At 44.8% G+C, this 19,300-nt stretch carries 19 protein-coding genes; 14 read left to right on the forward strand and 5 right to left on the reverse strand.

Annotated features, from left to right (window positions below; all coding sequences use genetic code 11):
* Positions 1–82 precede the first annotated feature (82 nt).
* Entirely contained in the window at positions 83–682 is a 600-nt protein-coding gene (rpsD, locus tag M3636_RS03270; protein ID WP_056696322.1) for a 30S ribosomal protein S4, read from the reverse strand.
* A gap of 462 nt (positions 683–1,144) precedes the next feature.
* Here rpsD and M3636_RS03275 point away from each other — a divergent pair, with 462 nt between their 5' ends.
* The 5 genes from M3636_RS03275 (at position 1,145) to M3636_RS03295 (ending at position 6,202) form a co-directional block, all read left to right on the forward strand.
* On the forward strand, positions 1,145–3,121 hold the full coding sequence (locus tag M3636_RS03275; protein ID WP_251381268.1) for a sensor domain-containing diguanylate cyclase: 1,977 nt from the start codon (positions 1,145–1,147) through the stop codon (positions 3,119–3,121).
* A gap of 133 nt (positions 3,122–3,254) precedes the next feature.
* Positions 3,255–4,112, forward strand: a complete 858-nt coding sequence (locus tag M3636_RS03280; RefSeq protein WP_251381269.1) for a hypothetical protein — start codon at positions 3,255–3,257, stop codon at positions 4,110–4,112.
* A 114-nt stretch (positions 4,113–4,226) separates the two neighbouring features.
* Positions 4,227–5,342 carry an aminopeptidase gene (locus M3636_RS03285; protein ID WP_128102731.1) on the forward strand — a complete coding sequence of 372 codons (1,116 nt, stop codon included), beginning with the start codon at positions 4,227–4,229 and terminating at the stop codon, positions 5,340–5,342.
* A 96-nt stretch (positions 5,343–5,438) separates the two neighbouring features.
* Positions 5,439–5,684 carry an HPr family phosphocarrier protein gene (locus tag M3636_RS03290; protein WP_128102730.1) on the forward strand — a complete coding sequence of 82 codons (246 nt, stop codon included), beginning with the start codon at positions 5,439–5,441 and terminating at the stop codon, positions 5,682–5,684.
* A 224-nt stretch (positions 5,685–5,908) separates the two neighbouring features.
* Entirely contained in the window at positions 5,909–6,202 is a 294-nt protein-coding gene (locus M3636_RS03295) for an Fpa/YlaN family protein (protein ID WP_056696331.1), read from the forward strand.
* Between the two features lie 286 nt (positions 6,203–6,488).
* Here M3636_RS03295 and cax read toward each other — a convergent pair whose 3' ends face one another.
* Complete coding sequence (gene cax, locus M3636_RS03300) at positions 6,489–7,559, reverse strand: calcium/proton exchanger (protein WP_251381270.1); 1,071 nt, start codon at positions 7,557–7,559, stop codon at positions 6,489–6,491.
* Positions 7,560–7,797: 238 nt separating this feature from the next.
* On the opposite strand from cax, the gene M3636_RS03305 reads away from it, so the two are divergent.
* Positions 7,798–8,160, forward strand: coding sequence for an Asp23/Gls24 family envelope stress response protein (locus M3636_RS03305; RefSeq protein WP_056696336.1), 363 nt, complete (start codon positions 7,798–7,800; stop codon positions 8,158–8,160).
* A 119-nt stretch (positions 8,161–8,279) separates the two neighbouring features.
* Here M3636_RS03305 and ftsW read toward each other — a convergent pair whose 3' ends face one another.
* Both ftsW and M3636_RS03315 read right to left on the reverse strand, forming a co-directional pair.
* Positions 8,280–9,560, reverse strand: coding sequence for a putative lipid II flippase FtsW (gene ftsW / locus M3636_RS03310; RefSeq protein WP_128102728.1), 1,281 nt, complete (start codon positions 9,558–9,560; stop codon positions 8,280–8,282).
* Between the two features lie 13 nt (positions 9,561–9,573).
* Positions 9,574–9,921 carry a YugN family protein gene (locus M3636_RS03315; RefSeq protein ID WP_145408453.1) on the reverse strand — a complete coding sequence of 116 codons (348 nt, stop codon included), beginning with the start codon at positions 9,919–9,921 and terminating at the stop codon, positions 9,574–9,576.
* 209 nt (positions 9,922–10,130) lie between these two features.
* Here M3636_RS03315 and M3636_RS03320 point away from each other — a divergent pair, with 209 nt between their 5' ends.
* The 8 genes from M3636_RS03320 to M3636_RS03355 all read left to right on the forward strand — a co-directional run bounded on the left by M3636_RS03320 (position 10,131) and on the right by M3636_RS03355 (position 18,544).
* On the forward strand, positions 10,131–11,303 hold the full coding sequence (locus M3636_RS03320; RefSeq protein WP_251381271.1) for a M20 family metallopeptidase: 1,173 nt from the start codon (positions 10,131–10,133) through the stop codon (positions 11,301–11,303).
* A gap of 224 nt (positions 11,304–11,527) precedes the next feature.
* On the forward strand, positions 11,528–13,213 hold the full coding sequence (locus M3636_RS03325) for a DNA repair helicase XPB (RefSeq protein WP_251381272.1): 1,686 nt from the start codon (positions 11,528–11,530) through the stop codon (positions 13,211–13,213).
* Positions 13,203–15,002 (forward strand): helicase-associated domain-containing protein, encoded by a 1,800-nt coding sequence (locus M3636_RS03330; protein ID WP_251381273.1) that lies wholly within the window; start codon positions 13,203–13,205, stop codon positions 15,000–15,002. Before M3636_RS03325 ends, M3636_RS03330 begins: the two co-directional genes overlap by 11 nt.
* Positions 15,003–15,172: 170 nt before the next feature.
* The gene (locus M3636_RS03335; RefSeq protein WP_128102721.1) at positions 15,173–15,610 is read left to right on the forward strand and encodes a YlbF/YmcA family competence regulator; all 438 of its coding nucleotides are present in this window, start codon (positions 15,173–15,175) and stop codon (positions 15,608–15,610) included.
* Positions 15,611–15,686: 76 nt separating this feature from the next.
* Positions 15,687–15,950, forward strand: a complete 264-nt coding sequence (locus tag M3636_RS03340) for a YlbG family protein (protein WP_056696929.1) — start codon at positions 15,687–15,689, stop codon at positions 15,948–15,950.
* A gap of 215 nt (positions 15,951–16,165) precedes the next feature.
* Positions 16,166–16,603 (forward strand): hypothetical protein, encoded by a 438-nt coding sequence (locus tag M3636_RS03345; protein ID WP_056696348.1) that lies wholly within the window; start codon positions 16,166–16,168, stop codon positions 16,601–16,603.
* A gap of 132 nt (positions 16,604–16,735) precedes the next feature.
* On the forward strand, positions 16,736–17,644 hold the full coding sequence (locus tag M3636_RS03350) for a selenium metabolism-associated LysR family transcriptional regulator (RefSeq protein WP_128102720.1): 909 nt from the start codon (positions 16,736–16,738) through the stop codon (positions 17,642–17,644).
* Positions 17,645–17,674: 30 nt separating this feature from the next.
* The gene (locus M3636_RS03355; RefSeq protein WP_251381274.1) at positions 17,675–18,544 is read left to right on the forward strand and encodes a PHP domain-containing protein; all 870 of its coding nucleotides are present in this window, start codon (positions 17,675–17,677) and stop codon (positions 18,542–18,544) included.
* Between the two features lie 146 nt (positions 18,545–18,690).
* Here M3636_RS03355 and M3636_RS03360 read toward each other — a convergent pair whose 3' ends face one another.
* The gene (locus M3636_RS03360) at positions 18,691–19,137 is read right to left on the reverse strand and encodes a GNAT family N-acetyltransferase (RefSeq protein ID WP_128102718.1); all 447 of its coding nucleotides are present in this window, start codon (positions 19,135–19,137) and stop codon (positions 18,691–18,693) included.
* Between the last annotated feature and the right edge of the window lie 163 nt (positions 19,138–19,300).

Below are 19,300 nucleotides of genomic sequence, written 5' to 3' on the forward strand. Positions count from 1 at the left end.
TTCTTAGTCAAAAGCATAAAAAACAGCTGTCGAAAAAATCTCGACAGCTGTTTTATTTGAAGATTTAATGTAATCGCAACGATTAACGGTTGTAGAACTCGACGATTTGTTTCTCATCGATTTCTTGGGACAATTCCGAACGCTCAGGCAGACGGATGAATTTACCCTCAACTGCTGTATCGTTGAATTCAACGTATGCTGGAAGATGCGTACGGTTTTCCAATGCTTCTTTAACAGAAGACAAACCGCGGCTTCTTTCACGCAAGCTGATTACGTCGCCAGTGCTTACTTGGTAAGAAGCGATGTCGACTTTTTTGCCGTTTACTGTGATGTGACCATGGGATACCAACTGACGTGCTCCTGCACGGGAGTTAGCAAATCCAAGACGGTAAACGAGGTTGTCAAGGCGGCACTCAAGCAAGAACATGAAGTTTTCACCCGCGATACCTTGCATTTTTTGCGCTCTAGCAAACAGAGTGCGGAATTGTTTTTCGCCCAAACCGTACATGTGACGCAGTTTTTGTTTTTCTTGCAACTGCATACCGTAGTTGCTCATTTTTCTGCGTTGGTTAGCTCCGTGCTGACCTGGAGGGAAAGGACGTTTCAAATCTTTGCCTGTTCCGCTAAGGGAAATGCCGAGGCGACGGCTCAATTTAAATTTAGGACCAGTGTAACGTGCCATGTTTAAAGTAGCTCCTTTTTAGTTAAAGTTCATATAGGGCTCTGTTTGCGCTCCAATTTGTTGATGCTGGCTCAGCCACGCATAAGTCGATCAGGAGAGTTCAGCCGCTGTCCTGAAAGCAACAAAAAGAATGAGGGTGACACAACCGGTAATGCCCAAATTTAAAGACCCATTTAGTAGTCTTCATCAACAATTTATATTACAGTTTGAGAGACACAAAGTCAAGGTTAAGATAAAAGCAAAAAAACGTCTAAATTTGTCGATAGGTCATTAGGCCTAAAATAATGGGACAATTTTCTGAAATATGGATGCAAAAAAGTTGTAAAGGGAGTAAAATAGATTCTATCTTAACTTTAAATAAACTTATCCTGTAAGGTTATCAGACGAATTTGCAGGTTTGCGATAACCTATGCAGATTAATGCATCTATGAGATGCAAAAACGGTGCAAAGGAGCGCCTGACATGTTAGAACATCTAGGAAGTTTACCAGCCAGTCTGAATTCGCCAAGTTCGGGCGATCCCGCATCTGCTGCATCTCTTCATAATGAGCATGCGCTCTGGATGCAGCAAGTGGATATCACACCTTTTGATTTTTCATATTTGGGGAGTCTGTTACAGCAGGCCTTTACCGATTGGCAACAACAACGCAACCCCATACCAAACAATGCAGCTACGATATTCAATGTATGGGATACCGAAGGCGTCAGCGTAGGAGATCCATATGAGGATGTAAGCTTGGACGTGAGCCTCACGGTATTAAGATGTCTGGAAACGGGACAAGAACAAGCCTTGCTTAGCAGTGATAAGCATGGGCAATTTCATCTGCTTGCTATTCCACTCCGTTCGAGAAGCAATAAGGATATGTTCGCTGTATTCACTGCATTGATCTATGAGCCTAACCAATATGAAACGTCAGAAGCCTTGGTTCGAGCTGAGGCATCACACTATCGGACTTGCTTTTACCGCAGGTTTGAATACATATTTATGACGGATCTGTTACATGCTCATGAGCAATCGGCACGTGAAGAACATCGTAGATCAATACTGTTCCAGATTGTTCAACGGATGCACGACAATATGGACGTGGATACGATATTGGATGAAGTGTTTAGCAGCATGGATTATTTGTATCCTACGATGCGAATTACGCTTTTTATGTCCCAAGACCAGAGCAGCTCTAATGCCCGGATCAAACCTTTACTGGTTCATGAACGAGGCGAAGATATCTGTGTACGTTCCTTCATGGAAGGACGCCTTATTGTTGTTCGATCGATCGATGGTGAGAACAGAATTATTGAGGTGGGGTTACCTCTCAAAGGAAAACAGGGCATATACGGTGTGTTTTACATTGAGATGAATGATGAGCTGATGGAGGAATCAGATCTGCAATTGATTACGATGATGGCAGATACGGCAGGTACAGCCTTCGAGAATGCGAAACTGCATGAACAATCCAATATGCTTATCCAGGAACTTCGTCTAATTAACGATTTGACACAACGGTTGAATAAAAGTCTGCAACTGATGGAAATTTTTCAATTCGCTGAACAAGAGATGCTTGGCATGTTCCAAGCTGAATCATGCTGTATTCTCCAAATGAATGATAGTACGAACCAGTTTGAAGTGATGTCCTCTAATGTTCATCAGTTACGCCGCCAATCATTCCCGAACAATTACGGTATTGCAGGTGCATTGTATCAATCGGAAGAGCCGCTTATTATGTCTAACTATCTTCAACATGCTCCATTTCCTTCTCAATTTATGGATCATACGAAATCGTTATCTCTGATTGCGTCACCGGTTCGGGTGAACGGTGAAGTGAAGTGTGTAATTATGCTTGGACATACACAGGAGCAATTTTTCTCTTACGATAATTATCGCTTGCTGCAGATGTTAGTAATTCATATGGGACTTGCGCTGTCCAATGCAACGCTTCATGCCGAAGTGCGCCGTCTGGCTAATCTGGATATGCTAACAGGATTATATGTTCGTCATTACTTAGATAATGTTATTCATGAACGACAGGCGCATGAGTTCTGTGGTTCTCTCATTGTGGTTGATATCGATCAATTCAAGCAGGTAAACGATACATTTGGCCATCAAACGGGGGATCAGGTTCTTAAGCAGGTGAGTGACATCGTCGTAAGCTCTGTTCGGCCAGAGGATGTATGTGCCCGCTGGGGCGGTGAAGAGTTAGCCATTTATATGCCTCAATTAGGGATACGACAGGCTCTCGAATACGCGGAGATCATACGCCAGAGGGTGTCAGAAGAGACAAGGCCGTCGGTAACAGTCTCAAGCGGGATCGCGGAGTGGAGCTGGATGGATGAAAAGGTGAGTGTAGAGTCCCTATTTTATCGCGCAGATATGGCTCTTTACCAAGCCAAGCATGGAGGACGTAACCGTATTGTATTAGAAGAACAAGAAGTTACACGTTAAGGGAGAACAATTCCGATGTCGGAGTCGTTCTCTCTTTTTTTATTTGGGAACAGAATGATTATGTATCACACAGTATAAGTCATTAACGGAGGGGTAGCCTATGGAGAACGTTTGACAAAAAGGTGGGGTAGCCATGTTTAATTATCGGAATGCACGCGTAATGTTATTGATTTTGAGCTTAATACTCCTCTGCACGCCTGGGTGTGGATTGGTACAGAAAGCTCAAACACCAGAGGAGATATTTTCACTTGCTTTATCCGGACTTGCCGGAAAGGAGAAGCTCAGTTTCGAGGGTCAGGCTGGGCTTCGACGCGAGAATAATGGTGTGTTCGAGAATCAATTTAAATTTGCAGGCAAACTGGAGGATCATAACCGTCTGACTTTGCAGACTCGGCTTCCTGGTGTAGTCAATTCTGGGGGTACACAAATGAGCACAACCTCTGTCCTGCCTACTGGGCAACCTGGAGGGTTCAGTGCTTCCTTTCAGCGGAAGAAGGGGCAATGGATGGCTTTATCTAATCAACAGGAGCCTTTGCGTGGGGCGTTATCTCGCTATAATCCGATTTCACAGCTGGAGAATATCGATCGCATGAATAAAACGATTAAATCAGAATATGGCGGGGGACGACGCACTCAGATTCTACGGATTGAGCTTAACCCTGAGGATGCCAAGACATGGGCTATGACGCAGCTAGATGCCGAGATGAGTGCTATGCGAGAGGAATATATGCACAAGGCAAGTGCAATCGGAGGCGTGAATCAGACGAAGCTTGAACAGGAGCTTGAGCGGGTGTGGGAGCAGGGAGAGAGTACGATGGATAAAATGATGGAGCCAGCTAGTGTGCAGACCGTATATCATCTTACCGTAGATCGCAAAACCAGCTTACCTCTTCGGCTTTCATCCGAGAGTCAGATTAGTTATCAGGATATGAATAATAAAAAGAGTACAGAGGCTCTCGTTACGGATGTAAACTTTGGAGAGTATCAATAAAGCACACCCTAGTTAAGGGTTGCTTGCTGACGGGATCACGGTAGCGTGCTACAATAGTATCGTAATTTACCGTTGTTCAATTATGAATGGCAGATGACAGGAGGATTATACAAGATGAAAGATCCAAGAATCCAGAAGCTGGCGGCTAACTTGGTCGGTTACTCTGTAGATGTACAACCAGGCGAGAACGTTCTGGTCGAGATGATCGGAAGCGAGCGTGACTTAATCAACGCTGTGGTTGAGGAAGTAGGGAAAAAGGGCGGTAATGTATTTGTCCAGTTGACCGACAGAACGGTACAACGTGCGATGCTCAAAAACGCAACAGAAGAAATGATGAAAACATGGGCAGAGATTGACCTGAACCGGATGAAACAAATGGATTGTTACATCGGGATTCGTGCGGGTGAGAACGTAAACGATCTGTCCGACGTACCTGAGGAGAAAATGAAAATGTATAATTCATTGTATTCTCATCCTGTACATAGCGAGCAGCGTGTGAAGCATACCAAATGGGTTGTGTTGCGCTACCCGAATGCAAGTATGGCACAACTCGCGAACACGAGCACAGAGGCATTTGAAGACTTCTACTTCGATGTATGTAACCTCGATTATGCCAAAATGGATAAAGCACAAGACGCACTGGCTAACCTCATGAACCGTACGGATAAAGTGCGTATTACAGGGCCAGGAACAGATCTCAGCTTCTCCATCAAGGATATCGGTGCAGTGAAGTGTTCTGGTCAAAAAAATATTCCAGATGGAGAAGTATACAGTGCTCCGGTACGTGACTCCGTAAATGGAACGATCAGCTATAATGCAGCAACGCTGTATAACGGTGTTACGTTTGAGAATATTAAGTTCACATTCAAAGACGGCAAAATTGTAGAAGCGACAAGTAATGATACAGCGCGCCTGAATGATATTTTGGATTCGGATGATGGTGCACGTCATATTGGTGAATTCGCTATTGGATTCAATCCATACATTCTTCATCCTATGAAAGATATCCTGTTTGATGAGAAAATCGCTGGAAGCCTACATTTTACACCAGGGCAGGCTTATGAAGAAACAGATAATGGAAACCGTTCATCCATTCACTGGGATCTGGTATTGATTCAACGTCCAGATTACGGCGGAGGAGAGATTTATTTTGACGATGTACTGATCCGCAAAGATGGTATTTTCGTTATTCCTGAGCTGGAATGCCTGAATCCAGACCGTTTGAAATAGCATCGGTATTTTGCTGTTGCTAGGAAAGCGGATTCACGGTATCATGTAGTGGTAATTAATAGATGATACCAAAAGTGAAAAGACGGAGGGATTCCTATGTCGAGTAATAACGCGGCTGTAGTGGAAATTGCTCAAACAGCAGGCAAGTTTACTTCTTCAATCGTGCTTCATTCAGAGAACAAGTATATCGATGTGAAAAGTATCTTGGGCTTGTTTACAACACTGATCAGCACTCATAGCTATGAATTGCATGTTCATGGTCCAGATGCCGATGAGGCCAAAGCAGCCATGTCTGATGTATTTGCTAAGCATGGACTGAATGTAAAGATCGCATCGGAGTAATGGTTATGAGAAGCGCCTTCGCCAGTAGTGGCGAGGGTGCTTCTTTTGTATGATGAGCTGAATCATACGAAAAGCCCATTGTGCTATATCCGAAAAAAGCAATCATGAAGGCACTGACTTTGTTCGGATATTTTGGTCAGGTTCTTGTATTACCTACTGATTTCGTCTAATATTAGAGATAGAACGTCTTTACGCGATTTTTGGGACATAGGGGGGAAAAATGCATGACTTCATCTGATCTGCAGGACCAGCTGAATTTGAAAGCGATCAGTCTTCTTCAAGAAGATGCAGATAAAATACAGAAGCTTATTGAAGTACAGATGGAGAATCTGGCTACCCGCTACTGCCCTCTCTATGAGGAAGTATTGGATACACAGATGTATGGGTTCTCCAAGGAAGTTGATTTTGCTGTTCGTGCAGGTCTCCTTCCAGAAGGTGCTGGTAAGCAGATGGTTAGCGCGCTTGAGCGGAATCTGGCGATTCTATATGAAGCCTTGAACAAAAAGAATGAGCAATAGCCTGCATATGCGCGGGTCAGAATAGAAGGCATGCAGGTTATTGCATGCTTTTTTTGTATGCTCTTTGTTGTAATTCTCACTTTGGATAATGTGTGCGACTTCAGCACGTATTACTCTGACTCTTTGTCAGGAGTGGATTAGCCACAGCCACAGGCTGAGAGTGAAGTGGGGCTTTAGGGGAAAGGACGTAAAAAAAGGTAGCTTGGTGAAAAATCACCTAGCTACCTTTTTTATGAGCTTTATTTATATATGTAATCTAAGTTGCCTATGGAGTGACCCGATTATCTTATACCAGAAAGAACGACACTCCAAGGATGATGTAGACTACAAGTAACAGCAGGCCCTCATACCAGTTCGTTGAACCATCCTGCGTAATCGACTTCGCAATAAATACGGATACACCAATCGCGACAAGTTCAATGGTCGTAAATACAATGTCCATCGTTCTGCCTGTGAAGTAGCTGACAAAGATCAGCACAGGTGCAACGAATAATGCAATTTGCAAACTGCTGCCAACCGCAATCTCTACTGCGGCACCGATTTTGTTTTTCATGGCGAGCATAATGGCTGCACTGTGTTCTGCTGCGTTACCGATGATGGCTACAAGGAACGCGCCGACAAATAGCTCACTTAGCCCGAATCGCTCTGTAAACACTTTAAGCGTACCGACCAGCCATTCACTGACAAAGGCTACCATAACGGTTGCCAATACGAGATAAAGGATCGATTTTTTCTTCGACCATTCAGGTGCATGTTCATGCGGGAGTTCTTCATCTGCGTCTACCGTGACATCGGCAAGATACTTCTTATGTGTGACCATAGAGAACAGCAACCAAGCAATGTAGGCGACAATCAACAGTCCCGCAACAATAAGACTGAGTGTATTTGTGTCTTGTTGGGTGATAGAATGGGTGTTAAGGAACACAGCGGGAATGAATAAAGCGATGATGGCTACAATCATCAAGGAGCCGTTTAGACCTGCAAGCGATACATTGTAATTCTGAATTTTAAACTTGAGACCACCCGCGAAAATGCTCAATCCTAGAACAAGTAACAGGTTTCCGATAATGGAGCCCGTCAAACTGGCTTTAACCATATCGAACAATCCCTCTTTGACTAGGAAGATCGCAATAATCAGCTCGGCAGCATTGCCGAAGGTAGCATTCAAAAATCCACCTAGCCGCTGTCCGGCATAGTGGGCAACATTTTCAGTAGCTTTGCCTAAAAAACCAGCGACAAAAATAACCGAAATGGCTGAAATCACAAACTGTAGAATCGAATCCCATTTCATGTAGTGGGCGATCGCGCTGAGTGCAAAAGTAACAATCAGCAGAATGGATGAAATCCGGTTTCTCACTAAGACACACCTCGGTTACATATTATTTGGTTTGCAACACGTGATCACATGTTGGTCTTCATAATCATTCGAATCTCGCCACATCTTGTGAAAAGGTGACGAAATGATTATGAGATTATTTTCATATTTCAATATAACCAAATCATAGTAGGTTGTAAACGCAACTTTTTGAGTTTAATTTGCTTTTTGGGGTAGAAAGGATTTAAAATACGATTAACGAAGTGAAGGAGGATGTGGCATGGCAGAACAACTTCAACTAGATGGCGGTAACATCCGGATTGCTGACGACGTGGTGGCGAAAATTGCCGGAATGGCTGCGCTTGAGACACCGGGGATTGCCGCAATGTCTGGAGGATTGTCAGAGGGCTGGGCCAAACGTCTCAGCGGTAAAAACGTACAGAAAGGCGTGGGCGTTGAGGTCGGCCAGCTGGAAACAGCCATTGATCTGCGCATCATCGTCCTGTACGAGACACCGATTCATGAAGTTTCCCGCATGCTTCAACAGAATGTGAGAGAAGCGGTTGAGACCATGACGGGATTACGAGTTGTCGAAGTTAATGTGAAGGTAGAAGGTGTATCTTTCAAAGGCGACGACGTATAAGCTGATCGGCTTCCAGTGTAAAGGGTTTATTCGAAGAGCATGTGCTCACGAAGTGAAACTCATCCAAAAAAGACTTCCTATCCATAATGGATGGGAAGTCTTTTTTTTACGTTCTATGATTATCGAATACGACGGATCGCTTCTCTTGAACGGAGGGCAGGAGAGGTACGAGTCTGTACGGTAACCGATTTCGTTTTCTCTTCCTTGATGACGTCCAGATTATTGGTGCGTGAAATACTGAGCACGATGCCCATGGCGACCATCATAACGAAAAGTGACGTACCTCCATAGCTGATAAACGGAAGCGTGACCCCTGTTACCGGTATGGTCTGAGTAACACCGCCGATGTTAATAAATGCTTGGATGGCGATAAGTCCCATAATCCCAATGCCGACCAAAGTACCAAAAGGATCGGGACAGCGGAGAGACACAATGATGCCTCGCCAGATAAAGTAGAGATAAACAAGTAGGAACAAGGTACTTCCTAAGAATCCAAGCTCTTCACCGATGACGGAGAAGATAAAATCGTTATATGCATTGGGCAGGTAATGTAGTTTAATCGTACCTTGTCCAACTCCTGAACCCGTAATTCCTCCATCTCCAATCGCTACAAGGGAGCGATAAAGGTTAAGGCTTCCATCCGTAGGGTCAGAGAGCGGGTTAAGGAATGCCTGAATCCGTCCGATTTTATAGTTCGCCTTTGCTTCGGTTATTGTACTTGTCGCATCGTCCGGAGAAGACATGGAGGAGAACAAGGCATTGGCTCCAAAAGCCAGCGCGCCTCCTAGCACAACGAGCAGAATTGAACCCATAATATGCTTCATGCTCGCCCCGCCTGCATAGATGACCAGACCACACGTGGAGACCAGAATAAAGCACGTACCGAAGTCAGGCTGCAGCATGATAAGTCCGGCAATGAAGCCTACAATGATAAGGACAGGAAAATAACCAGTTTTAAGATCTCTAAAGCGTTCGCCTTTCTTAGTGATTAGCGCAGCGAGATACAAAATAATGGCGATTTTGGCGAATTCGGCTGGTTGAACACTAAAACCAAAAATATGAATCCAGCTTCGAGCACCGTTGAGCACCTTACCAGAAATGAGAACAAGCAGTAACATGACGGTCGTGAAGAGAAAAAAAGGTGCATACAGCTTCTTGTACTTGTTAAAGCGAATATTCATAGCAAAGAACATACCAACTACACCAATGAGCGCCCACATAAGTTGTTTTTTCGTGAAGAACAGGGGATCATTGTTAAAGCGTTCGCTTGCAATTGCAATGCTGGAACTGGAGCTGAATACCATCACCAGTCCAAAGCCCACCAACAATAAAGTGAGGATTAGCAGTTGGAAATCCGGCGTGCCTCTCTTCGTTTTCGTTTGGGCCGTTTGTTGTTTCATCGCTCAGCCCAACCTAAGCTTCCAGCAGTTCTTTGAGCTGCTGTAATTTTTGTGCGGCCAGCTTCACGACTGGCTGTGGAACGGTAGAGTCATAATCCAGACCATGCGGGAAGGTCGCTTTTCCAAGATAGACTGCTTCTACGGAAAGAACAGAATCTGGTTTTTCAAGCTTGCCATCCACCACACGGGTATTAATACGTACAAAGTATTCCGATTTAGTTAGTTCATCTTCAATTTTGTAGTCATATGTAGCACGGTAATACTCCCATTGCCACCGGACAAATCCGACTTTCTCGGCGCTCTCATCCAGGTATGCCAAGTCGCTTTTCAAGCCATCTAAGCCTGTATTCTCAAATATCATAAGCGTTTGATCCTCCTCATAAGCTTCCGAGTATAATTTCTCGTTGTTTCTCTAGTTTATGATAGTATGTTTCACCTTCCCGTGCAAGCTTTCAAGGGCTCGTTCATATCGGTTTTCTTCCAATTCTGCTACAATATACTGCAATAGGTTTGAAGTGAGAGGTTCGGGCTTGATGAAAGTACCGATCCAGAGCGAAAGGATGAGGAAATATGACAAATAATATATGGTGGGATGATCTGCAAATCCATATGGTGGAGTGGCGCCGTCATCTTCATCGCAATCCTGAAGTTTCCTTTCAAGAGGAGAAGACCTCATCATTTGTAGCAGATATGTTAGAGAGCTTTGGCGTGGAAGTGAAGCGTCATGTGGGAGGGCATGGAGTTATCGGGACGATCCGAGGGGATCAGCCAGGCCCTGTGGTTATGCTTCGAGCTGATATGGACGCTTTACCTATCCAAGATGAGAAGGATGTAGAATATGCTTCTAGAAAAGATGGAGCCATGCACGCATGTGGTCATGATGGACACGTTTCTATTTTGCTAGGAACAGCATTGTATTTCAGTCGTAATAAGGCAGCAATCAAAGGGGAGATTCGGTTTTTGTTCCAACCTGCAGAAGAGTTACTGCCAGGCGGAGCTGTTCAAGTCATTGCCGATGGTGCTCTTGATGGAGTAGATGTCATCTATGGTATTCATCTGTGGACTCCTCTACCTGTAGGTGTTGCAGCAAGTACGGCGGGGCCGATGATGGCCGCGGCGGATGATTTCTATATTGAGATCACAGGCAAAGGCGGTCATGGCGGCATGCCGCAGTCAACCGTTGACAGTTTGGTGGCAGGCTCAGCTCTCGTGATGCAATTACAGACGGTGGTTAGTCGTTCCGTTGATCCATTGCGCCCTGCAGTGCTGACGATTGGCACGATGCAAGCTGGAGCTGCACAGAACGTTATTGCGGAATCATGTAAAATGAGCGGTACGGTAAGAACGTTTGATGAAGAGACCCGATCGGGAATGAAAGAACGCATCCACACCATGGTGGCTCAGACGGGAGCAGCCTATGGCGCTAAGACGGATATTAAATATATTATGGGTTACCCGCCAGTCGTCAATGATGAACGGGAAACAGAGCGGTTCTTCCAAGAAGCGGTGCAAGTGTTTGGCGCACAAAATGTGCAAGCTTCACCGATGATCATGCCTGCAGAGGATTTTGCTTATTATTTACAACAGATTCCTGGCTGCTTTATGTTTGTTGGTGCAGGCAATCCAGATAAAGGCGCAATCTACCCGCACCATCATCCGAAGTTTGACTTTGATGAAGATGCGATGCAGCATGCAGTTAAGCTGTTTATTGCTATGGCGACAGGCTATACGGCTGAATTATAGAGGTTGTTCAAAAAGTCCACGGTCCTTTTTGAACACGCACTTATAGAATGATTAACCAATTCATTGGGCATCCTTGAACATAGGATGCTCTTTTTTTATATGGTGAGCCAGATCGTTAGTAGGTTCATAAGGTTCAATTTCGGAGCTTACCGGGACTGGGCTTTTTGTCATGCATGTGATCCCCATTCAGCAACGAACAGACTAGCAGTTAGGAGGCGTGTGTAATGGAAATCTCAGGTGCCTGTATTGTCCAGCGAGATTTTACTTTATTACTTGAAGTAGGTCATCCCCAATTTGAACAAGCTAGATCACAGATCAGTGTGTATGCTGAACTCGTTAAAACACCTGCTGGCTTCCATACGTATCGGATGACTTCCTTATCTCTATGGAATGCGGCGGCCATTGGTTGGAATGTGGATCGCATTATCCATAGCCTGGAGTCTATATCCCGTTGGACGGTACCAGTAGCGTTGATACAAGATATTCGGAGAATCGTTGAGCAGTATGGCAGACTGAAGCTGCAGTGGGATCAAGATCAGGAGAATATGCGCCTAGTTGGAGACCATGAGCAGCTGTTGAATGAATTATCCACGATGAAAACAGTTGCGGCCTTTCGAATGGAGCGTGCTGCACCTGAAGAATTCATCGTGCGGGGAGAACAGCGTGGATTGTTGAAGCAGGAACTCACTCGCTTGGGCTATCCGGTTCTTGATTATGCAGGTTATCGTCAAGGGACACAGCTTCAGTTTGACTGGAAACAGGCAGACAACGATGAAGCGTTTGAGCTACGTTCCTATCAGCAAAAGGCGATAGAAGCATTCGAGGGCAGCGAAGGAATGGGCGGAAGTGGACTGCTGGTATTACCTTGCGGGGCAGGCAAAACGGTTATTGGCATGGGCGTGTTAGAACGACTGCAATGTGAGTGTCTTATTTTGACCTCAAATACAACATCGGTGCGACAATGGGTTGATGAGCTACAGCGTAAGACAACGATTACGGGAGAATCCATCGGCGAATATTCAGGTCAGAAAAAGCAGGTAAGGCCAATCACTGTGGCAACGTATCAGATTCTAACCCATCGAAAGTCCAAGGATGCTGATTTTACCCATATCAAGCTGCTGAGTGAACGAAAATGGGGATTGATCATCTATGATGAGGTTCATCTGCTTCCAGCACCTGTATTCCGCGCGACAGCAGATATTCAAGCGACGCGTAGACTGGGATTGACGGCAACGTTGGTTCGTGAAGACGGCTGTGAACAAGACGTTTTTTCGCTGATTGGTCCAAAGTTGTACGACATGCCTTGGAAGGAGCTAGAGCAGCAGGGCTGGATTGCAGATGTGAAATGTCAGGAAATACGGATTCCGTTGCCCTCTGACTTAAAATCGACCTATCTGGAAGCCGAAGGGAAGCACAAGTTTCGTCTAGCTGCTGAGAATCCAGCTAAATTAGATGTGATTAGAAGGCTTTTAGAATACCATCGAGGTCTTCCGGCACTTGTCATCGGGCAGTATTTAAATCAGCTGGAGACCATTGCCCGGGAAATTGAGGCACCTCTCATATCGGGTACAATGTCACAGCAAGAACGAGTGAAATGGTTTGCTGCATTCCGACGCGGGGAAATTCAAACCATTGTGGTCTCTAAGGTAGCGAACTTCGCTGTTGATCTGCCTGATGCGGCTGTTGCTTTGGAAATATCGGGTAGTTACGGTTCAAGGCAAGAAGAAGCACAACGCTTGGGACGAATTCTAAGACCTAAGCCAGGAGATAATAAAGCTTATTTTTATGCGCTTGTATCCGAGGATAGCAAAGAACAAGAGTTTGCATTGCGGCGTCAGATGTTTCTGGTGGAACAGGGTTATGAATATGCGGTTGTTCGTGAAAGGAGTACACCATCCAATGCGGAATAATAATACGCAACAAGTGCAATGGAGTACAGAGCTTCTATCACGTGCGGAGCAAATTGTACTAAGTACCCTTTTTCGGCAGCATGCTGGAGCCTTTATCTCTCCGAAGTTTTCTTCCGCAGTGTGGGTAACAGAAGGATTGAGTGGTGCCGAAGCTAGGGTGGGTCTGATCGGTCTTAGGCAGAAGGGCTGGATCAAAACGACTCGCAAAACCTGGGGGGAGCTTCTGTACTATATTCCCAATGTTCTGCTTCCGCAATTGACTGAAGTTTTTGCAATTAAAGTTGGCTCTGGTAACACACATGATGGGTCAGAAGAAGCGCAGCATATTGGGCAATCTCATATGATAACAAGGAATCACATTCAGGTACTTCATGAGGCCGAAGTAGATATTGCTGCTGAATTTCTTCATCTTATGGCATGGATAATACATGACGGCTTGCCATTAACTAGTAAAGGCATGATCCACAAAAGAACGCTTCGACAATTATGTAGCATTACTGCGCTGCACGAAAGTCATTTTCAAGGCCTGCATATTCATGATGATGATCAAGAGGGATATCCTGTTCATATCGCTATTGCGTTGGATTTGCTTTTGAGATTGGGATTGCTTGAAAAGAGTGATACACATGTGTACATATCCAATGAACGACTTCAAGTCTGGATTAATCGATCTTGGTCATCTATGCATTGTGAAATTTATAACATTTGTGCAGAACGTTACGGGATGTCCGAACCTTATGCTCAGCATTTTCGATCCCGATTGCTCATTCTTGCACCCGCAATGAATGAGTGGTTTCCTATAAGATCTTTGCTCCCGTGGAGGGACGAGGTGCAGGTCGAAGAACAAGATCTATTGAGATGCGATAATCCCAATCCAAAGAGTTTATCGCCTCTACATCTTGTTCAAAGTTGGCTCCGAGCGCTTGTAGGTTTGGGATTCGGTGAAGTAGGTCACGATGCTACAGGCGAAGTGGTTTATCGTTGGTTAGTTCAGCCGGCCGATTTATGCTGCTCGGGTGATCCGATATATGATGAAAAATTAGATAAAGAGAAATTTGGACTATTTATACAGCCTGATTTTGAGATTCTGCTTCCCCCCGAAGCTCCACCTCATGTCCGCTGGAGATTGGAGCTATGTGCTGAGCTTGTGACTCGAGATAGAATGAGTATCTACAGACTTACAAAGGAATCGGTAATGAAAGCAGTAAGGATTGGCTTTACACTGGATCAGATCGTTCTTTTCTTGAATAATCATGCCATGACTGGCATTCCAGAGCATGTACATTTGGCGCTGCAGCAATGGGGACAAGTGCCGGAAGACCATCTAGCTAAAGCGCCTAACCCAAGTGAACCCACTTTAGAAGCGTCGCATCGAGCCGATGAATTAGTCATAAATCTAAATGTAAGAAGTCAGGGTACCATAAACACAGCGGAGACGCCTTACGAGGAAGATGATGAATCACATGTGAGCACAGAATTAGATGAACTTTGGCCTGGCTATAAGGATATTCCTGAAATGTGGCACAGGGAATGGCGTAAGTACCACGCATCAACCGTTCGGCAAATTGCCTCAAAGGCGATTGAATGGCAGACAAAGCTAGAGTTGAAAAGAAATGAAGATATAGTCTACATCATACCGGATCGGATTGAGGGTCATGGTGACTGGATGTTATCGGGTTGGGTGACATCCAGTCTCGGTGAGAATGTCTTTGAACGGCAAGTTCTTTCTCCAAGAGACTGGGGCAACATACGTTTAATTGTTCCTGATCATGAACGAAGTGCCACTTAGTAAGGGACTAAGAGTGAGATAAACAACATGCAATAGACCTTGATTAGCATAACCCTCCGCGTTACCTTGTTTTCTATTTGCAGGAAAAACGCTTCTTAACTAATCGGGGATATGCTATGATAATGTAATCTACTTTACGTAGAACTTTATATATAGATAGGATGAATTTCATGAGCGTAGCGGAACTGAACACGGTCGATATGGCCCAAGTGTTAACGGGCGCATATGAATTAGGCGACATGATTAACCAATCTGCCGAAGTATCGGATTATTTATATTGGAAACAGCAAGTTGAGACGAACCCGGAGATTCAAGCCGGTATACGCAAGCTGGATGCCAAGAAAGAGCTATTCGAGGAAACCCAGCGCTTTGGGCATTTTCATCCAGACTTCCATGCAGCCAAGGATCAGGTTACAGCGTTGGAATTAGAATTAGAGGGTTTCGAGGCGGTAGCACGCTTCAAGCAGGCTGAGAAAGCGCTGGATGACATGCTGCATCAGATGTCAGAGACGATTGCATATGCTGTGTCTACTACGATTAAAGTTCCAAGCAATGATCCGAATCCCAAAGGTGGTTGCGGGAGTGGCGGGAAGTGCAGCTGCGGTTAAAGTGACGTTTAATTAAATCCATTAGGCCGGACTGCGGGAGCATCCGGCCTCCATGATTGAAAGGCGGGGGAAGAAGATGTTTGCGGAAAGGACAGGATTCATTATTTGGGTAAGTGATTTGAAAGCGGCTCGTAATTTAGAAAAGTATGGCACTGTTCATTACATCTCCCGTCGTATGCATTATGTTGTGATGTATGTTAATGCAGAACGTGCTGAAGATACGATGAAAAATGTGAAACGACTTTCCTATGTGCGCAAAATTGAACGTTCCTATCGGAATGAGATCAAAACGGAGTACGCAAGTAAAACAATGGACAAGACAAGTTATTACGGTATCTAAATGCCCAATTATGGTCGCAAAACAAACGGATGGCCACGATTCGTGGTGCAATAAGTATATAGAGTGACTCCTCGGAGTCGCTCTTTTATTCAATATGACATCATAACAAGTCTTGTGAAAAAATCTTAACATATACCTTGAGCTTGCGGGACTTATGTTGTAATATATTTGGTAATAAATAGATAGAAAGTCCTATCTGGTGGAGAGTGATTCCCATGCGTGATAAGGTGATGCAACGTTGGAGCACCTACGAGCCGTTTTTCGTAGCTCTTGGAGACAAAAAAGTGGCAGACATCGTCATTACCCATCATGCCAAGATGCGGTATGCAGATCGCATTGAGCCGACACGTAATGATGATGACCATATTGCGGCATGGTTATGGGAGTGTCTGAAGCAGGATCGTATTACACCATACTACCGTAATGAGCAGGACGTATACCTCATCGATGAAGACCTGGTTGTTGTTGCTGAATTTTCCGAGCTTGAAGGGGAATATGATATTGCTGGCAATCCACTTCACAAAATGATTGTGGTTACGTTTTTGGGTCGTATGTCAGAGACCATTGAGCTACGTGATTTGAAATCGTATTATTCGTGGCTACGACATTCAAGGCGGATGACTCTAGTCAAGAACAGTCGCAAGCATAAGTGATATCGGGAGATTTCACATTTTCTTAAATGATAGATTTAGGCTACATGGCATGCAGACAAGCTGCATGCTTTTTTTGTTGGAATTCACGAAATCGGATACAATGAGGGTAGTGTACAGAAGAGGGGCGAAGATATGAATTTTCATCAATTACACATTTTCTATACAGTTGCCGAGAAGGGGAGCTTCTCAGCGGCTGCACAGGCATTACATATGACTCAACCTGCGGTGACGATGCAGATTCAGTCGCTGGAGGATTACTTTGGTACCAAGCTCCTTCACCGCTCTACCAAAAAAATAGAATTATCTGAGGCGGGTATGACATTGCTACCTCATGCGAAACGCAGTGTTGAATTGGTTAGACACACGGATGAAGCAATGTCTGCTTTCACACAAAAGCTTCAGGGTAGATTACAGCTTGGAGCAAGCCTGACAATTGGTGAGTATGTGTTGCCTCGGATGCTAGGACCTTTTGCTCGTCAATATCCGGATATTTCAATCGTAATGAAAGTCATGAATACAACTCAAATTATGGATGAAATCCTGAAGCACCAGCTAAATTTTGGTTTGATCGAAGCGCCTATTCATCATCCAGATATGATTGTAGAGCCTGTGATGCGGGATGAGCTGAAGCTGATCGTACCAGCGGGTCATGCTCTTGCCCAGCGAGGTGAGGTTGAGCTGGAAGAGGTAATGTCCTATCCGTTTGTATTGCGGGAGAAGGGTTCGGGGACAAGGCAAGTGATGGAGGATCAGCTGCAGAAAAGAAAAATAGACCCACAGGACATGAATGTAGTCATGGAGCTTGGTAGTACAGGTGCGGTAAAATCAGCCGTTGAGGCTGGTGTTGGCATAACGATGTTATCGCCGTCATCTGTTCAACACGAAATTGCGCTTGGACTGGTTCATATCGTCGATATTCGTGGTTTGGAATTCAAACGTCAGTTCTATGCGATTCATCTCAAATCTTCGTTGCTGCCCTTATCAGCGGTAGCCTTTCTAAACTACTTGCGGGAGCAGGAGCAGGTCGAGTTACAACAATAATTCAAGCCATATCGAAGGGAGTCATTCTTTATGAATCAGCCTAACGGACGTTGCGATCTTCATACTCATAGCCAAGCTTCTGACGGGATGCAGTCACCCACGGCCAATGTGGAGCTTGCTAAACTAAAAGGTCTAGCGGCAATGGCACTTACGGATCATGATACGGTGGCCGGTGTTGCTGAAGCGCTACGTGCAGGTGAAGAGCTGGGAATTGAGGTTGTTGCTGGCGTTGAAATTAGTACTCGTGCGGGTGGAAAAGACATCCACGTGCTTGGCTATTATGTAAATATAGAGGATCAGACGTTTCTGGAGCGCTTGCGAAACTTAAGGGAAGCCCGCGAGGAGCGCAACCAGCGGATTATTGCCAAGCTGCAAGAGCTTGGACTCGCGATTAACTGGCAGGACGTAATTGAAGGACTTGGGCGTCCACTGGAGCCGGATGAGAGCATTGGCAGACCACATATGGCTGATGTACTAGTAAGCAAAGGATATGCGACGGATATGCGTGATGCATTTGATCGTTATCTGGCAGAAGGAAAGCCGGGATTTGTGTCAGTCCCGCGGGTTGCCCCAGAGGAAGCGTGTCGATGGATTCGAGAGGCAGGCGGAGCGGCTGTTATTGCGCATCCTGGTTTGTATGAGAATGATGAGCTTGTGCGGGAGATCATTCAGAACTCGAAACCAGACGGCATTGAGGTATTCCATTCGGATCATGACTTGGCAGAGGAGCGAAAGTATACAGACCTTGCCCAAGAATTTGGCTTGATTCAGACCGGAGGGTCGGATTATCACGGTGTGAGACAAGGTGTGGTTTTCCATGGGGATCTTGGCAGCAAGTCGGTCACAGTTGATGTGTTGCAGAGTCTGCAAACAGCAGCGAGACGCAATAGGGAGCCTTGATCGTTGGTTAGAGAGGAGAGCCTAAGAACAACGTAGAAATGATTTCTCTTTTCCGAAGATGGGTAGCCAGGTTAAATAATCATTGTAGGGCATGTGAACATGAGGGGGTAACCCATCGTGCTCACATGTTTTTTTGAATCATAAATCTATGTGATTGAGTAATTCACCCATGCACCACGCGTTGCTCCGAGACGTTCGAATAATTGCTGTGCGCGTACATTGGTTTCTGCTGTGATCCAGGACATATAAGGGCACCCGTGTTCACGCGTATATTGCTGACATTGTTCGAATAATTTAGTTTCAACTTCGCTGTCTCGGAATGCTTCTACAACAAAAAGATCATTCATAATCGCTACACGTTCTGCTTTCATTGTGCTGTAGGTAAAATATAATGTGGAGAATCCAATCAGTTGATTATCTTGCTCCGCCACGAATTGAACCCCGATCTGATGATTGAGCAGGTTGTTGATCAAAAGTTGGATAGCTTCGTCACCAGGCCAAAGGTTGTTATAAAATCCTACTACATATTCATGCATCAGTGCAGTAAGTGGGATTAAATCCTTAGGTTGTGTAGTTCTGATAATAGTAGTCATGTAATAATCCTCTTTTCGATAAGATAATCATATTAATTGAATTATAATACAGTTTAATGAATAAAAATGCAATGATGTTTATATGGATTGATAAGTAAGCCCATCTATTCCTGCAAAATAAAATCCCCTGAACCATGCGATGGTCAGGGGATTGCTTGTCTTT

It is taken from the genome of Paenibacillus sp. MER 99-2 (assembly GCF_023714095.1).
Classification (GTDB): domain Bacteria; phylum Bacillota; class Bacilli; order Paenibacillales; family Paenibacillaceae; genus Paenibacillus.

Bases quoted from the DNA above. Each gene is read 5' to 3' on its own strand.
- rpsD (WP_056696322.1), bottom strand. From the start codon at position 682: ATGGCACGTTACACTGGTCCTAAATTTAAATTGAGCCGTCGCCTCGGC.
- M3636_RS03275 (WP_251381268.1), top strand. From the start codon at position 1,145: ATGTTAGAACATCTAGGAAGTTTACCAGCCAGTCTGAATTCGCCAAGT.
- M3636_RS03280 (WP_251381269.1), top strand. From the start codon at position 3,255: ATGTTTAATTATCGGAATGCACGCGTAATGTTATTGATTTTGAGCTTA.
- M3636_RS03285 (WP_128102731.1), top strand. From the start codon at position 4,227: ATGAAAGATCCAAGAATCCAGAAGCTGGCGGCTAACTTGGTCGGTTAC.
- M3636_RS03290 (WP_128102730.1), top strand. From the start codon at position 5,439: ATGTCGAGTAATAACGCGGCTGTAGTGGAAATTGCTCAAACAGCAGGC.
- M3636_RS03295 (WP_056696331.1), top strand. From the start codon at position 5,909: ATGACTTCATCTGATCTGCAGGACCAGCTGAATTTGAAAGCGATCAGT.
- M3636_RS03305 (WP_056696336.1), top strand. From the start codon at position 7,798: ATGGCAGAACAACTTCAACTAGATGGCGGTAACATCCGGATTGCTGAC.
- ftsW (WP_128102728.1), bottom strand. From the start codon at position 9,560: ATGAAACAACAAACGGCCCAAACGAAAACGAAGAGAGGCACGCCGGAT.
- M3636_RS03315 (WP_145408453.1), bottom strand. From the start codon at position 9,921: ATGATATTTGAGAATACAGGCTTAGATGGCTTGAAAAGCGACTTGGCA.
- M3636_RS03320 (WP_251381271.1), top strand. From the start codon at position 10,131: ATGACAAATAATATATGGTGGGATGATCTGCAAATCCATATGGTGGAG.
- M3636_RS03325 (WP_251381272.1), top strand. From the start codon at position 11,528: ATGGAAATCTCAGGTGCCTGTATTGTCCAGCGAGATTTTACTTTATTA.
- M3636_RS03330 (WP_251381273.1), top strand. From the start codon at position 13,203: ATGCGGAATAATAATACGCAACAAGTGCAATGGAGTACAGAGCTTCTA.
- M3636_RS03335 (WP_128102721.1), top strand. From the start codon at position 15,173: ATGAGCGTAGCGGAACTGAACACGGTCGATATGGCCCAAGTGTTAACG.
- M3636_RS03340 (WP_056696929.1), top strand. From the start codon at position 15,687: ATGTTTGCGGAAAGGACAGGATTCATTATTTGGGTAAGTGATTTGAAA.
- M3636_RS03345 (WP_056696348.1), top strand. From the start codon at position 16,166: ATGCGTGATAAGGTGATGCAACGTTGGAGCACCTACGAGCCGTTTTTC.
- M3636_RS03350 (WP_128102720.1), top strand. From the start codon at position 16,736: ATGAATTTTCATCAATTACACATTTTCTATACAGTTGCCGAGAAGGGG.
- M3636_RS03355 (WP_251381274.1), top strand. From the start codon at position 17,675: ATGAATCAGCCTAACGGACGTTGCGATCTTCATACTCATAGCCAAGCT.
- M3636_RS03360 (WP_128102718.1), bottom strand. From the start codon at position 19,137: ATGACTACTATTATCAGAACTACACAACCTAAGGATTTAATCCCACTT.